12 protein-coding genes are annotated in these 14283 nt (G+C 68.4%); 5 read left to right on the plus strand and 7 right to left on the minus strand.

Features of this window, described 5'->3' with window-relative positions:
• Window positions 1–47: 47 nt before the first annotated feature.
• The 3 genes from AD72_RS18730 to AD72_RS18740 form a co-directional block, all read right to left on the minus strand.
• Entirely contained in the window at window positions 48–2039 is a 1992-nt protein-coding gene (locus tag AD72_RS18730; RefSeq protein ID WP_031467833.1) for an SDR family oxidoreductase, read from the minus strand.
• Window positions 2040–2158: 119 nt separating this feature from the next.
• Complete coding sequence (locus AD72_RS18735) at window positions 2159–2890, minus strand: class F sortase (protein ID WP_031467834.1); 732 nt, start codon at window positions 2888–2890, stop codon at window positions 2159–2161.
• 6 nt (window positions 2891–2896) lie between these two features.
• The gene (locus tag AD72_RS18740) at window positions 2897–4318 is read right to left on the minus strand and encodes an Ig-like domain-containing protein (protein WP_031467835.1); all 1422 of its coding nucleotides are present in this window, start codon (window positions 4316–4318) and stop codon (window positions 2897–2899) included.
• A gap of 478 nt (window positions 4319–4796) precedes the next feature.
• Between AD72_RS18740 and AD72_RS18745 the strand changes: the two genes are divergently transcribed.
• The 3 genes from AD72_RS18745 to AD72_RS18755 all read left to right on the plus strand — a co-directional run bounded on the left by AD72_RS18745 (window position 4797) and on the right by AD72_RS18755 (window position 8034).
• A complete protein-coding gene (locus AD72_RS18745; RefSeq protein ID WP_031467836.1) occupies window positions 4797–5612 on the plus strand; it encodes a Bax inhibitor-1/YccA family protein in 816 nt (271 codons plus the stop codon).
• Window positions 5613–5908: 296 nt separating this feature from the next.
• Window positions 5909–6826, plus strand: coding sequence for an ABC transporter ATP-binding protein (locus AD72_RS18750; protein WP_031467837.1), 918 nt, complete (start codon window positions 5909–5911; stop codon window positions 6824–6826).
• Window positions 6823–8034, plus strand: coding sequence for an ABC transporter permease (locus AD72_RS18755; RefSeq protein WP_031467838.1), 1212 nt, complete (start codon window positions 6823–6825; stop codon window positions 8032–8034). Before AD72_RS18750 ends, AD72_RS18755 begins: the two co-directional genes overlap by 4 nt.
• A gap of 46 nt (window positions 8035–8080) precedes the next feature.
• On the opposite strand, the gene AD72_RS18760 is transcribed toward AD72_RS18755, so the two are convergent.
• The 4 genes from AD72_RS18760 to AD72_RS18775 form a co-directional block, all read right to left on the minus strand.
• Window positions 8081–8914: a hypothetical protein gene (locus AD72_RS18760; RefSeq protein ID WP_037346421.1), complete on the minus strand. Its 834-nt coding sequence runs from the start codon at window positions 8912–8914 to the stop codon at window positions 8081–8083.
• 247 nt (window positions 8915–9161) lie between these two features.
• Window positions 9162–10382 (minus strand): acetyl-CoA C-acetyltransferase, encoded by a 1221-nt coding sequence (locus AD72_RS18765; RefSeq protein ID WP_031467840.1) that lies wholly within the window; start codon window positions 10380–10382, stop codon window positions 9162–9164.
• Window positions 10367–11101, minus strand: coding sequence for a YidC/Oxa1 family membrane protein insertase (locus AD72_RS18770; RefSeq protein WP_063890771.1), 735 nt, complete (start codon window positions 11099–11101; stop codon window positions 10367–10369). The genes AD72_RS18765 and AD72_RS18770 overlap by 16 nt, the downstream gene beginning before the upstream one ends.
• Before the next feature lie 45 nt (window positions 11102–11146).
• Window positions 11147–11389 carry a hypothetical protein gene (locus AD72_RS18775; RefSeq protein WP_031467842.1) on the minus strand — a complete coding sequence of 81 codons (243 nt, stop codon included), beginning with the start codon at window positions 11387–11389 and terminating at the stop codon, window positions 11147–11149.
• Between the two features lie 33 nt (window positions 11390–11422).
• Between AD72_RS18775 and AD72_RS18780 the strand changes: the two genes are divergently transcribed.
• Window positions 11423–12790 carry a cystathionine beta-synthase gene (locus AD72_RS18780; protein ID WP_031467843.1) on the plus strand — a complete coding sequence of 456 codons (1368 nt, stop codon included), beginning with the start codon at window positions 11423–11425 and terminating at the stop codon, window positions 12788–12790.
• A 95-nt stretch (window positions 12791–12885) separates the two neighbouring features.
• Window positions 12886–14250 carry a hypothetical protein gene (locus AD72_RS18785; protein WP_031467844.1) on the plus strand — a complete coding sequence of 455 codons (1365 nt, stop codon included), beginning with the start codon at window positions 12886–12888 and terminating at the stop codon, window positions 14248–14250.
• Window positions 14251–14283 lie beyond the last annotated feature (33 nt).

The raw sequence follows: 14283 nt of genomic DNA on the forward strand, positions 1-14283 counted from the left end.
TCTCAACCGTCATTGTCTATTGTGGACAGATAACGGGGCGGGCGCGGCTACCAGTGGAATCCTCGCGTTAGTTTCATCAGTGTAGTCGCCAATTGCGTTACGCGTCGATCCTTCTTGTTCGTCTCGCCACGTTCGCCGCCCGCGGCCGCGGATTCCGGGAACACTTGGTATCCCTGATATGCCACCGCGTCAACGAAACCGGGCGCGAGCGAGTAAGCGAGCCCGATCGCCGCGCCGTAGGGTGTTCCCATCTGTTTGGGGCGTTTCTTGAGCGCCGTGATGATCATGTCCGCGGCGGCTTCCGGAGATTTCGCGGGGAACGCGTCGTAGATCTTCGTGGGGCGGATCATCGGAGTGCGCACGAGTGGCATGTGCACCGTGGTGAACGTGACTCCCTTGCCGTGCGTTTCGGTGGCCACGATCCGCGCGAAGTAATCGAGTGCCGCCTTCGAGGCGACATAGGCGGAGAACCGGGGCGCGATGCCCTGTACCCCGATCGAGGAGACGTTGACGATATGGCCGAATTTCCGCTCGGTCATGTGCGGCAGCAAGGCGAGGATCAGCCGGACCGAGCCGAAGTAGTTGATCGCCATCGCGCGCTCGTAGTCGTGGAAACGGTCATACGAAAGAGTTACCGAGCGGCGAATGGAGCGGCCCGCGTTGTTCACGAGCATCTCGATCCCGCCGTACTCGTGCAGCATCTGCTCGACCGTCTTCGCTACGGCCTCGTCGTCGGTCAGATCACACGGGTACACGCCAGCCTGGCCACCCGCGGCGAGGATCTCCCTGCGCACCTCCTCGAGCTCGCTCGCCCGGCGCGCCACGAGCAGCGGGATCGCGCCCTCGGCGGCGAGCTTGAGCGCGGTTGCCCGCCCGATCCCGCTGGAGGCCCCGGTCACCACGACCCGGCGCCCGTCGAGCTCCCCGCGCGGGCCGTGCTTGCGCGCGCGGTACGGGTCGAGGTGTTCGCGCCAGTACCGCCAGAGCACCTCGGCGTAGTCGGTCAGCCTCGGCACCTCGAGACCGCTGCTGCGCAGTGCCTCCCTGGTGGCGAGGGTGTCGAACACGGTGGGCAGGCCCGCGAACTCGAACACCTCGGGCGGGATGTCGAGCCGGTGCAGCACCGCGTCGCGCACGAGCCCGGCCCCGGGCAGGCGCTCGGCGAGCTTGCCGATCGCGCGCGCCGGGTTGGAGAGGGTGTCGCCGAGCCGCACCGCGATCTGCGGGGCCCCGGCGACGTGCGCGAACGCGTTGTACACGTCCGTGAGCGCCTGGGGCTTCGGGTTGACCAGGTGAAACGCCCGCCCGTCCAGTCCGGGCTCGTGCATCAGGTGCACGATCGCGGCGGCCACGTAGTCGACCGGGACCACGTTCGTGTTGCCGAGCTCGGGTGCCACGAGCGGGACCTCGGGCAGTCGCGCGAGCCGGGCGATCGTGGGGAACAGGTAGTAGATCCCGTCCACTTTGTCCATCTCGCCGGTTTTCGAATCACCGACCACGATCGCGGGCCGGTACACCCGCCAGGGCACGCTCGTCGCCTCGCGCACGAGCTTCTCCGACTCGAACTTCGTGCGGTGATACGGGCTCGGCAGGGATTGCCCGACGTCGAACATGTCCTCGGTGAACTTGCCCGCGTGGTCCCCGGCGACCGCGATGGAGGAGATGTGGTGCACCCGGCCCGCCTCGATCGCCGCGGCGAGTTCGAGCAGGTGCTTCGTGCCGTCCACGTTCGCGAGCTGGTTGTCCTCCTCGCTCGCGGTCATGTCGTAGAGCGCGGCGAGGTGCACCACGTGGTCGACCTTGCCGCGCAGCTCCGCCACGGTCGCCTCGCCGACGCCGAGCGCGGGGGAGCGCACATCGCCCTCGACCGGGCGCACCTTGACCGCCTGCGGCCAGCCGAGCGTGGTCCTTGCCAGCTTCTCCGCGGAATCCGGCCTGGTCAGCACGAGTACTTCGGTCGTCGACTCGCGTTCGAGGAGCATCCGGACGACATGACGGCCGATGAATCCCGTTGCGCCCGTCACGAGGTAAGTGGTCATCGTGGGCCCCTCAACTGCCGCGGGTCGGTTTCGATGGGCAGTAGGTTACTGGGCGCGCGGCGAGGCTGTCTGCACACAGGGCACCGAACCCCGTTGCGGGGGATTCGGCGCGCGGGCGGCTACATCGGATCCGCGACCATGATGCGGTTCGACGCGTACCCCTCGTCCCCGCCGACCCAGCGGCCACCGCAGGTCACGAGCACGATTCGGTGCGGGCCCGACTGTCCGAACAGCTGCTCGGCCTGGTCGGGAAGCGCGTTCTTGTGCAGCGTCACGACTCGGGAGATCCGGTACCGGTACTCGGTGCCCGCGGTGTCCTTGACGGTGACCACATCGCCGGTCCTGTCGTTCCACAGCTCGTTGAACGGGCCGGTCTGGCCCGCCCAGTTCACGTGCCCGGCGAACAGGGTCGCGCCCTGCTTCGCGTCCAGCCCGGAACCCCACCAGGTCGCCTCGCGCACCCCGTTCGGAATGGGCAGTGTGCGGTTCGCGGTGACCTCGGAGCGCACCAGTTTGGCGGTGCCGCCCTTGGGCAGCCGGATGGTGCCCGGGCTCTGTCCGGGTGGGGGCTTGGGTTTGCCGGTCGCCTTCGCCGGGGTTCGCGGCTTGTCCGGTTCTTCCTTCGCGGCCGGGCTGACCTGCGTCTTCGCTTCCTTGTCCGCGCCCTTGGCCTGGTGCTCGTATCCGGCGCCGGAGGCGTGCGCGGCGGCCATGGCGTGCCCGGGGACGACATTGCCCGAGGCGCCGAGGACGACCCCGGCCACCACGATCCCGACTCCGGCCACGGCGACCCCGCTCGCGGCAAGACCCGCGCCGAGGCGCGAGCCCTGCCGCTTGCTCGGTTCACGCACTGCTCGTTACCTCCTGCGCAGCTTGCGCGTGAGCAGGACGCCGCCGACACCGGCGAGGACCACGATCCCGCCGCCGAAGCCGAGCAGGCCGTAGGAGGAGGGCAGCGTGCTGGTAGCGGAGGCGGCCGTCACGGTCGGCGAGCTGCCACCGGCCGGGATCACGACCGGGACGATGGCCTTGTTCTTCTTGTTGGACAGCGAGAGGGCCAGCGTCTTGCCCGGCTGGATCGTGCCGCAGGCCGAGGGCGGGTTCTTCGCGTCGTAGGACTGGTCGTAGTCCTTGGCCGGTGCGGTCTCGATCACGCAGATCTGCTGCGGGGCGGCGAGGTCATCGACGCTCGCGAGCCCGTTGTCCCCGGTCTGCACCACGGCGGGCTGCTTGTCCGCGCCGAGCAGCTCCTTGCCGTCGAAGGTCTGCGCGGGCGACTTCTTGTCGCCGCCGGTGATCCGCAGCGAGACCCCGGAGATGCCCTTGCCGGACTCCGAGTCGGTCTTGGTGACCTTGACCCCGCCGCCCTGGATCTCGAAGGTCTTGGACAGGTTCTGCTCGCCACCGCCGAGCACGACCTTCTGCACGTTCGGGTTGTTCAGCGGTTCCTGCACCCTCGGCAGCGCGTTCGGGCTGTTCAGGCTCGCCTGCAGGGTCGGCTTCGCGCCGGTCGGGGTCACCTTGACCTGGGCGGTCCCGTTCGCGTCCGTGGTGACCTTGGTGGACTTCGCCCCGTCGATCGTGGCCTGGCTGCTGGTCAGCGAGATCGGTACATCGGAGACCGGGTTCTTCGCGCCGGAAGTGAGCTTGAGGGTCCAGGTGCCCGGCTTGTTGATCTGCGGCTGCTCCGGCGGGGTCAGCTGCAGATCCCACGGCGCCCTGTTCGCCGCGGCGTCCTTCTTGACCTCGGCCACCTTCTGCTTGAGCGAGGCGTTCATCTTCGAGGCGTAGTAGCCGCTGTCGTAGGCCAGGTTCTGCTGGATCCACTTGGTGTCGTGGCCCTTGAAGATCGGGTCGTGCGGATCGCCGGGGTGGCCCTTGACCACCGGGGCCGTCCAGCTGTGCAGCAGGTGCGCGACGGCCGCCGCGGTCAGGTTGTCCTTCGTGTTGCCGTACTTGAGCAGCAGGTAGGAGATGTCCGATGCCTGGGACTTGGGGATCGCGGTTCCCCACTTGGTCTTGAGCGCGTCACCCGGCTTGTACGGCTGGTCCGAGCCGGGCGCGGGGAGCGCGTAGTCGACGCAGAACACCTTCTTGCCGCCGACCACGTACTGGCCGAGCCAGGTGCCCGCGGGGTTACCCCCTGGTGTCGGGCCGACGGACATTCCGGCGCCCTCGTCGATCCCGGCCGCCGAGGCCAGCTGCGGGGTCGCGACGAGGGTGAGCCCACTGACCAGCCCGGCGCCGAGTATGCCTGCGAGGATCTTTCTGAGCCGCATGACGGTGCTATCCCTCCGACAGGCGCTGCACCCAGGCTCATGCGCACGCGCGTGCACCCGCGACAGTGTTGCGTTGCCGCGTGCCCGCGTCCTGTGCCCCGAGAACTTCCGCGCCCGAAACTTCGTGTTGGTCGTTGCCCTGTTGGTCGTGCCCTGAATCAGCTCCGTAACGGCAGCCTGGCGCGCCCAAGTCCGTTACGACACTGCGTGAGAGCTTCTCGGGTCGACAGGAAAAACACAATCCGCCATGGGGAGTACGTTCGACTGCGAATTTCGCCAGGGCAAACGAGGTACTTGATTACACTATGTGTGGAATCTGCCCGGCTCATTCACCCACAAGTCAGCTCGACGCTCTACCGTGTGTACCACCAGTGGGTGATCGTAAAGCTGGCTTTACGATCATGCTGCCGGGCGGCCCGGGAACTCACTCCCGCCGTGCGGCGTTGTACGGCTGAGGAAGGATCCCGAGGAGGTCAGTGTGCGCAGCAGTTCGAACCCGGTGTTCCGCAATCTGCCGGGCGGTGGATACGGAACCCCGGTCGGTTTCGGTGGCGCCACGGCTACCGCGGCGCCCCAGGGTGCCCAGGGGTACGGCCCGCCCCCGGGATTCGGCGGGGACCAGCGCACCGCTGCCGCCGAGCGCCCGATCACCATCGACGACGTGGTCACCAAGACCGCCATCACGATCGGCCTCGCGCTCGCGACCGGCGCGCTGACCTTCTGGCTCGCCATTCCCGCGCTCGCGCTGCCCGGGATGCTCGTCGGGCTGGTGGCCGCGCTCGTGATCATCTTCCGGCGCAAGGTCAGCCCGGCGCTGGTCGTCGTCTACTCCCTCGCGGAAGGGGTGTTCCTCGGCTCGCTGACCCGGGTGTTCGACGGGATCGCGCCGGGGGTGGCGTTCCCCGCGATCCTGGGCACCTTCGGGGTGTTCGTCGCGATGCTCGTGGTCTACCGGACCGGGGCGATCCGGGTGACGCCGAAGCTGACCAAGTGGATCATCGGCGCCACCGTCGGTGCGCTCGTCCTGATGCTCGGCAACCTGCTGCTCGGCCTGTTCGGTATCAACGGCGGGCTGCGCGACGGCGGCACCCTCTCCATCGTGTTCAGCCTGCTGGTCATCGGGATCGCGGCGTTCAACTTCCTGCTCGACTTCGACGCGGCGGAGCGCATGGTCCGTGGCGGTGCCCCGGCCAAGATGGCCTGGTACGCGGCGTTCGGCCTGATGACCACGCTCGTGTGGCTCTACCTCGAGGTGCTGCGGCTCGCCTCCTACTTCATGGGCGGGCAGCGATAACGCGCGGCTGATTCTTCGTCCCGCCGGGATCCGGCGGGACTCGCCAAGGCGGGGTGTACGGGAGCTTTCCCGTGCACCCCGTTCTGCTTTTCCGGTCCGCTCGTCTCCCCTAGGGGAGGTTTCCGGGTTGACTTGTTCGACCGCTCGTGCTGATATTTGACCAGTCGGCCAGAAAATGGATCACCCAGGCGATACCGTCCAAGGTATCTGCTATGATTCTGATATCAGTTTTTGGTACCGTCAGTATCGAGGGTCCGCGACCGCGCGGACGAGGTGGAATGAACGGAGAAGGACCGATGGGCGAGCCGGCGCTCGAGATCGATCACTTGACCAAGCGATATGGGGATGTCGTCGCGCTCGACGGGATGACTTTCGACGTGCGTGCGGGCGAACTGTTCGGGTTCGTCGGAAGCAACGGCGCGGGCAAGACCACGACCATGCGCATCACGCTCGGCGTGCTCGCCGCGGACGGGGGCGAGGTCCGCTGGGCCGGTTCGCCGATCACCGCGCAGAACCGCAGGCACATCGGGTACATGCCGGAAGAGCGCGGCCTGTACCCGAAGATGAAGGTCGGCGAACAGCTGATCTACCTGACGCGGCTGCACGGCTGGTCCGCGTCCGCGGCGCACAAGGCCGTGGACGAGTGGCTGGAGCGCCTCGGGGTCGCCAGCCGCCGCGATGACAACGTGGAAAGCCTCTCGCTCGGTAACCAGCAGCGGGTGCAGCTGGCCGCGGCCCTGCTGCACGATCCGCAGATCCTGGTGCTCGACGAGCCGTTCTCCGGTCTCGACCCGGTCGCGGTCGAGGTGATGAGCGAGGTGCTGGTGGAGAAGTGCCGCACCGGGGTTCCGGTCGTGTTCTCCTCGCACCAGCTGGATCTGGTGGAACGGCTCTGCGATCGGGTCGGCATCGTGCGCAGCGGTTCGATGGTCGCCTGTGGCCCGGTGGACGAGCTGCGCGCCGGCGGTCGGACCCGATTGAGCGTGGACGCGCCGGGTGCGCGGGACGGGTGGACCGACGGGATGCCGAGCGTCACGGTGCTCGAGCGCGCGGGCAGCCGCACCGTCGTCGAGCTCGCCGAGGGCGCGGACGACCAGCAGGTGTTGCAGGCCGCACTGGCGACCGGTCCGGTGCGCGAGTTCGCCAGGCACCGGCCCTCGCTGACCGAACTCTTCCGCAATGTCGTTACCGAGAACCAGGGGGCGAACCGATGACTCAGGCGAACATCGACTACGGCTCGCGGCAGGCGGTCGGCCTGGTCGCCGGGCGGGAGATCTCCACAAGGCTGCGCTCCAAGGCGTTCCGGATCTTCACCGGGCTGATGATGGCCCTGATGATCATCGGCGTGCTGATCGTCAAGCTGATCAGCGGAATGTCCTCGGGACCGGATGCCACCATCGGGGTCACCGCGCAGACCGCGGGTCTCGCCGCCCCGGTCACCGCGACCGCCAAGGGCATCGGCGAGAACATCGCCACCCGGCAGGTCGCCTCCGAGGCCGATGGGAACAAGCAGATCACCGACGGCAAGCTGGACGCGCTGCTCGTGGGCAACGGTTCCGATGTGCAGGTCGTGGTGAAAAAGGAGCTCGACCGCAAGCTGCAGACGGTGTTCGACAGCTTCGCGGGTCAGCAGGCGCTGAACAACCAGATCAAGACGCTCGGCGGAGACCCGGCAAAGGTCGCCACTCAGGTCGGCCAGGCCAAGGCCACGGTGAAACCGCTCGAACCGCCGTACCCCTATGACGTCGCGCAGCTGGTGCTCGGTGCCGCGGCCGGGGTGCTGATCTACCTCGTGATGATGATGAACGCCCAGGCCATCGCGCAGGGCGTGGTCGAGGAGAAACAGAGCAGGGTCGTCGAACTCTTGCTCGCCACCGTGAAACCGTGGCAGATGCTGTTCGGCAAGATCCTCGGTATCGGCGCGCTCGGGCTCGCCCAGATGGTGCTGATCGGGGCGGCCGCCGTGATCCCTGCCGCGCTCACCGGATTGCTGCCCAGTGTCAGTGCCGCCGCGGGCACCGTGGTGTGGCTGGTCGTCTGGTTCGTGCTCGGTTTCCTCGCCTACGCGCTCGTGTTCGCCGGGCTCGGTGCGCTCGTCTCACGGCAGGAGGACATCGGGCAGGTGATCAGCCTTCCGCTGATGCTGCTCATCGGTGGCTACGTCGTCGGGATCTCGATCCTGCCGAGCAATCCGGGCAACCGCTTCGTAGAGATCCTGTCGATCATCCCGACCTTCTCGCCGACCCTGATGCCGATGCGGATCGGTATGGGCGGGGTTCCGGTGTGGGAGATCGTGGTCGCGCTCGCCCTGCTCGTCGCGTTCATTCCCGGGCTGCTGTGGCTTTCCGCGCGGATCTACCGCAACGCGATCGTGCGCACCGGAACGAAGGTGCGTTTCCGCGACGCCCTGCGCGCCGCATGAGGTTCCGTGGTGGGTGCGCTGTCGGGGGTGTGCACCCACCACGGTCCTAATCTCGATCGGCCGGCCGGGAGCCGTTCTTCCCGGCGATGTGTTCGGCGTTTCCCGCGACCGAGCGGCCGTCCCCGGTGTCCGCTGCGCCCGCGAACAAGGCGAGGGCCGCCAGTCCGACGAGGCTGCGCCGCCGTTCGTCGTCGACGATTCCGCTACCCGGACTGTGTGCGTCCCGCAGTGCCAGTCCTTCGTTGAGCGCGGTGAGAATCGTGGCCAGATCGGTGAAGCTGATGCCGTCCCGGAGCCGGAGTCCCCGCGCCGCGAACACATCCGAGCAGAGTTGCTGCCAGGTGTCGGTGATGTCGTGGTACAGCCTGGTCATCGTTTCCCGGATGTGCTCGTCCTGGGCGGCGAGCGCGACGGCGAGGAAGCGGAATCGCAGTGCCGTCGAATCGCGCGCGATGACCGTGCTCTCGTAGCCGATTTCGTGCACTGCCGCGGCGAATTCCTTGTCGAGCAGGGTGCCGGCCGCCGTCCTGGCGAGCACATTGGCGGGCGCGGAATGATATTCGCGCAGCGTGTAACGGGCGAGATCCGCCACATAGTCGGGAAAATAGGACCACCGGTCGCGGAATGAGCCGACGGTGCCCTGTTGTGGAAGTTCGGCGGGACCGTTGGCGACCTCGGCGATCACCGTGTCTCTCGTCAGTGTCCCGAGTGGACGGACGAACCGATCGGTCCCGTCGAGCGAGGCGTCGAACTCGCGATCGAGCAATCGAACCCCGGCCTCGAGGTAGGCGCGGGTGAGCGGGTGATTGGCGAGCCTGCTCGTGGCCTCCGGGGTGCTCCGGTGCACGTTTCGCACCACACTGCTGAGATCTTCGTCCACGGTTCCTCATCCCTGTCCGGAGGTCCGGTCTCGGTGCTCCGGGGGAGATGCTCCCGCACGGACCTGTCCGGTCACCAGCGACTGCCGTATCAAGGATTGCGGAACGCGATCACCGGAGGTGTGCCATGAAGGTTTTCTGCACGGTGAAATTCCTGGTCAAAGTCATCGTGTTGGTGCTGTTTCTGGGTGTGCTGGCCGGCGCCGTCCTGTGAGATCCCGGCCCGCTGGTGGCGGGCCGGGATCGTGCTCAGGACAGGCGTTCGAGCACCATGGCCATGCCCTGGCCGCCGCCGACGCACATGGTCTCGAGGCCGAACTGCTTGTCGTGGTGGCGAAGCGAGTTGATCAGCGTCGAGGTGATGCGCGCACCGGTCATGCCGAAGGGGTGACCGACCGCGATGGCCCCGCCGTTGACATTGAGCCGGTCGAGGTCGATGCCGAGATCCCGGTAGGACGGGATGACCTGGGCGGCGAAGGCCTCGTTGATCTCGACGAGATCGATGTCGCCGATGCCCATCCCGGCGCGGGCGAGCGCCTGCTTGGAGGCTTCGACCGGCCCGTAACCCATGATCTCCGGGGAGAGCCCGGTGACCCCGGTGGACACGACGCGGGCGAGCGGGGTGATGCCCAGCTGCTTGGCCTTGGTGTCGGACATGATCACGAGCGCGGCCGCGCCGTCGTTGAGCGGGCAGCAGTTGGCCGCGGTGATCCGGCCGTCCGGGCGGAACACCGGCTTGAGCCCGGATACCCCGTCCAGGGTTACCCCGGCGCGGGGGCCGTCATCGGCATCGATCACGCGGCCGTCGGGCAGGGTGACCGGGGTGATGTCCTTGGCCCAGAACCCGTCCGCGATGGCTTTCTCGGCGAGGTTCTGGGAGCGCACACCGAACTCGTCCATCTCGGCGCGGCTGACGTCCTTGAGCCGGGCGAGGTTCTCCGCGGTCTGCCCCATGGCGATGTAGACATCGGGCAGGTCACCGGATTCGCGCGGATCGGCCCAGGAATCGGCGCCCTGCTCGGCGGTGCGCGCGGTGCGGTCCTTGGCCTCGGCGAACAGCGGGTTGTGCGTGTCCGGCCAGGAATCCGAGGATCCCTTGCTCGAGCGGGACACCGTCTCCACACCGGCCGAGATGAAGACATCCCCTTCGCCCGCGCGGATCGCGTGCAACGCCATCCGCGTGGTCTGCAGCGAGGAGGAACAGTACCGGGTGATCGTGGTGCCCGGCAGGTGGTCGTAGCCGAGCAGCACGGCCACCACCCGGCCCATGTTGAACCCGGACTCACCGCCGGGCAGTCCGCAGCCCAGCATCAGGTCGTCGATCTCGGCCGGATCGAGCTGGGGTACCTGGTCCAGTGCGGTGCGCACCATCCTGGCTGTCAGGTCATCGGGACGCAGGTCGACGAGGGATCCTTTGTTGGCGCGCCCGATGGGGGAACGGGCGGTCGCGACAATCACGGCTTCTGGCATGGACCTGACTCTACGACCTTTTCGTTCTCAAGCAAGCTTTTGCTTGGTTGACGATGCAGGTACCACCGCTCGGCCACCGTCCACGCCGTCGTGGTCAGCAGGTAGATCCCGGTGGCCAGCGGAAGGAAGAGCGCGAAGAACACCGTGCCGAAGGGCAGCACGCGGACCAGCTTCGCCATGACCCCGCTGACCTGGCCGTTCGACTGCCGCCCCGCGAACAGCGAGGAACAGGCCGCGGTGACCGCGAGGCAGGCGAGCAGTCCCCAGAACACCGGGTTCGCCGGATCGAAGTGGGCGCCGAGCGCGGTACCGAACACGGTGTGCCCGAGCAGTTCATTGGCCGCGCCGCCGATCGTGGTCACCGTGAACGTGCGGTACAGCACCGAGAACACGGGCAGCTGCAGAAGCGTCGGCCCACAGCCGGCGAGCGGGCTCGCCCCGTGTTCGCGGTAGAGGGCCATGGTCGCCGCGGCCTGTTTCTCCCGGTCCCCGGCGTGCTCGGCCTGCAGTTCACGCAGCTTCGGGGCGAGCGCGGCGCGGGCGCGTTCCCCGCGCACCTGCATGCGGGCCAGCGGATGCAGCAGCAACCGGAAAGCGAGGGTGAACAGCACGACCGCGAGCCCGGGCGCCACGGCGGGCAGGATCGGGGTGAGCAGCTCGACGAGCCAGGAAAGGGCATGCGCGGCAAGGCGCACGAACGGATCGAGAAAAGAGAGCATGACGAAATGAACCCTTCGACGGGGTGAATGGGGACCGGACCGGAATCAGGCCGGTGTCGAAGGAGCTCGTGGGCGCGGGTGTCCCTTCGCGGCGGGGTCGCTCATCCGCGGCGGGATGACCGGGGCGCCGATGTGGTGGCGCGCGACCGGGCGCAGACCCGCCGGGGTACCGATGACCAGCGTGCGCGCCGCGCGCGAACCGACCGTCACGAACAGGCTCGCGGCGAGCAGCACGGCGAGCAACCCGAGGGTCTCGGGGTTCGACGTGAGCAGCGCGAGGACGGTCACCCAGTCACTCTAACCGAGAGTTAGTCTTGCCATGTGGAATACGTGGAGCACGTGACCGATCTGATCGGCAATACCCCGCTGGTGAAGTTGAACGCCCTGGCCGCCGAGGTCGAACCGCTCGTGCTCGCCAAGGTGGAGTACGTCAACCCGGGTGGTTCGGTGAAGGACCGGATCGCCGCGCGGATGATCGAGGCCGCCGAGGAGTCCGGGGAACTGAAGCCCGGGGGCACGATCGTGGAACCGACCTCGGGCAACACCGGGGTGGGGCTGGCCATGGTCGCCCAGCAGAAGGGCTACCGCTGCGTTTTCGTGTGCCCGGACAAGGTTTCCGAGGACAAGCGCAATGTGCTGCGCGCCTACGGGGCCGAGGTCGTGGTCTGTCCGACCGCGGTGGCCCCGGAACACCCCGAGTCCTACTACAGCGTCTCCGACCGGCTCGCGCGCGAACTGCCGGGCGGCTGGAAACCGAACCAGTACAGCAACCCGAACAACCCGGAGTCGCACTACCACTCGACCGGCCCGGAGCTGTGGCGCCAGACCGAGGGCAAGCTGACCCACTTCGTGGCGGGCGTGGGCACCGGCGGCACCATCTCGGGAACCGGGCGCTACCTGAAGGAGATCTCCGAGGGCGGGGTGCGCATCGTCGGGGCGGACCCGGAGGGCTCGGTGTACTCGGGCGGATCCGGGCGTCCCTATCTCGTCGAGGGGGTCGGCGAGGACTTCTGGCCGCAGACCTACGACCGGGGTGTCTGCGACGAGATCATCGCGGTCTCGGACGCCGACTCCTTCCACACCACGCGCCGCCTCGCACGCGAGGAAGGACTGCTGGTCGGCGGTTCCTGCGGGATGGCGGTGGCCGCGGCGATCGAGCTCGCCAAGCGCTGCGGGCCCGAGGATGTGATCGTGGTGCTGCTCCCGGACGGCGGGCGCGGCTACCTGTCCAAGGTGTTCAACGACTCCTGGATGGCCTCCTACGGGTTCCTCCCGCCGGACTCGACCGGGGCGACCGTCGGCGATGTGCTGCGCCGCAAGGACGGATCGCTGCCGGACATGGTGCACACCCACCCGAACGAGACCGTGGCCGAGGCGGTGGCGATCCTGCGCGAGTTCCACGTCTCGCAGATGCCGGTGGTGGGTGCGGAACCGCCGCTGATGGCCGCCGAGGTCAAGGGCGCGGTCAACGAACGCGACCTGCTCGACGCGTTGTTCTCCGGGAAGGCGGCGCTCACCGACAGCGTGGAGTCGCACATGTCCGCGCCACTGCCGACCATCGGTTCCAGTGAACCGGTCAGCGCGGCGATGCGAGCGCTCGAAGGAGCCGACGGCGCGCTCGTGCTCGAAGGCGGCAAACCGGCGGGCCTGGTCACCCGCCAGGATGTGCTGGCTTACCTCGGCGGTTAATCGGCGGGCCGTACTGCCAGGTTCGTCGTGATCAGATAGCGTAGGCCACCACGCAGCGGACGACAGTCAGCCAATTATCCGAGGGAGTTCACCCGATGAGTGCTCCGCAGCCGCCGGATGGCCAGCAGGGCCAGGGCGAGCAGCCGTATCAGGGCGGCGTGCAGCCGCCACAAGAGGGCGGGGAGAACCAGTTCTCCACGGCCGAACCGACGCAGGCCATCCGGCCGGGCGAGCAGCCTCCCGCGGCAGGTCAGCCGCAGGACGGCGCCGAACCGACCCAGGCGGTCATGCCGGGCAGTGCCCCGCAGGGTGACGTTCCGGAGAGCACGCAGGTGCTCGGCGGACCGGGGCAGCAGGGACCGGACTCCACGCAGGTGGTCGGGCCGACCGGCGCCCCGCCGCAGCCGAACTACGGCCAGTACACCCCGCCCGCGGGCGACCCGTCCGGCGGGTTCGGCGGTCAGCAGGGTTTCCAGCCCCAGGGGTACGTGCCCCAGGGGGACCCGAACGCGGGTGCCTTCGGCGGCCAGCCGCAGCAGGGCTTCCCGCCGCCCGGTGCCCAGGCTCAGGGTGCGCCGTACGGTCAGCCCGGGATGCCGCCGCAGCAGGGCCAGCCGCAGTTCGGCCAGCCGGGTCCGGGTGCTCCGATGCAGGGTCGCCCGCAGCAGGGCAACACGCTGCCCGCGGCGATGTGGACCACGATCGCCCTCTCCGCGATCATGCTGATCTTCGCCATCCTCGGGATGGTCAACATCCTGAACGCCAAGAGCTACCTGAGCAGCAACTCGAGCTCGTTCGGTGGCGCGGACAATCCGTACTCCGGGCAGCTCAGCCAGTCGATGGACCGGCTCAACTCGACGCTGACCATGGCCCTGATCGTGATCATCGTCCTGATGGTGATCGCCGTCGTCGTCGGAGTGAGCGCCTGGTTCGGCGGGCAGGGCAAGAACTGGGGCCGGCTCACGGTCACCGTGGGCGCCGCGCTCGGCATCATCGCCGGGGTGCTTGCCCTCATCGGCGGTTCCGCGGCCTCGGGTGTGGTCGGCGTGATCATCTACATCGCGGTCATCGTGCTCTGGTGGCTGCCCTCGACCACGGCCGGTATGCAGGCCAAGGCCGCGGAGGTCGGCGGGGGTGGCCCGTTCGGTCCCGGTGGCGGCTTCGGTGGTCCCGGTGGCCCCGGCGGTCCTGGTCAGTTCGGCGGCCCAGGTGGTCCGGGTGGGCCCGGTGGCCCCGGTGCTCCCGGTCAGTTCGGTCCGGGTGGCCAGCCGCAGGGCGGCTTCCCCGGTCAGGCTCCGCAGGGTCCGTCCAGTGGCGGGTTCCCGGGTCAGGCCCCGCAGGGGCCGCCCAGCGGTGGGTTCCCCGGCCAGCCTCCGCAGGGCGGCGGGTACCCGGGTCAGCAGCAGCCCCCGCAGGGACCGCCTCCCGGTCAGCAGGGGTTCCCTCCCCAGCAGTGGTGACCTGAAGTGACGTAGTAACGAACGGCTCCCGTG

The organism is Sciscionella sediminilitoris, from assembly GCF_000737195.2.
Classification (GTDB): domain Bacteria; phylum Actinomycetota; class Actinomycetes; order Mycobacteriales; family Pseudonocardiaceae; genus Sciscionella; species Sciscionella sediminilitoris.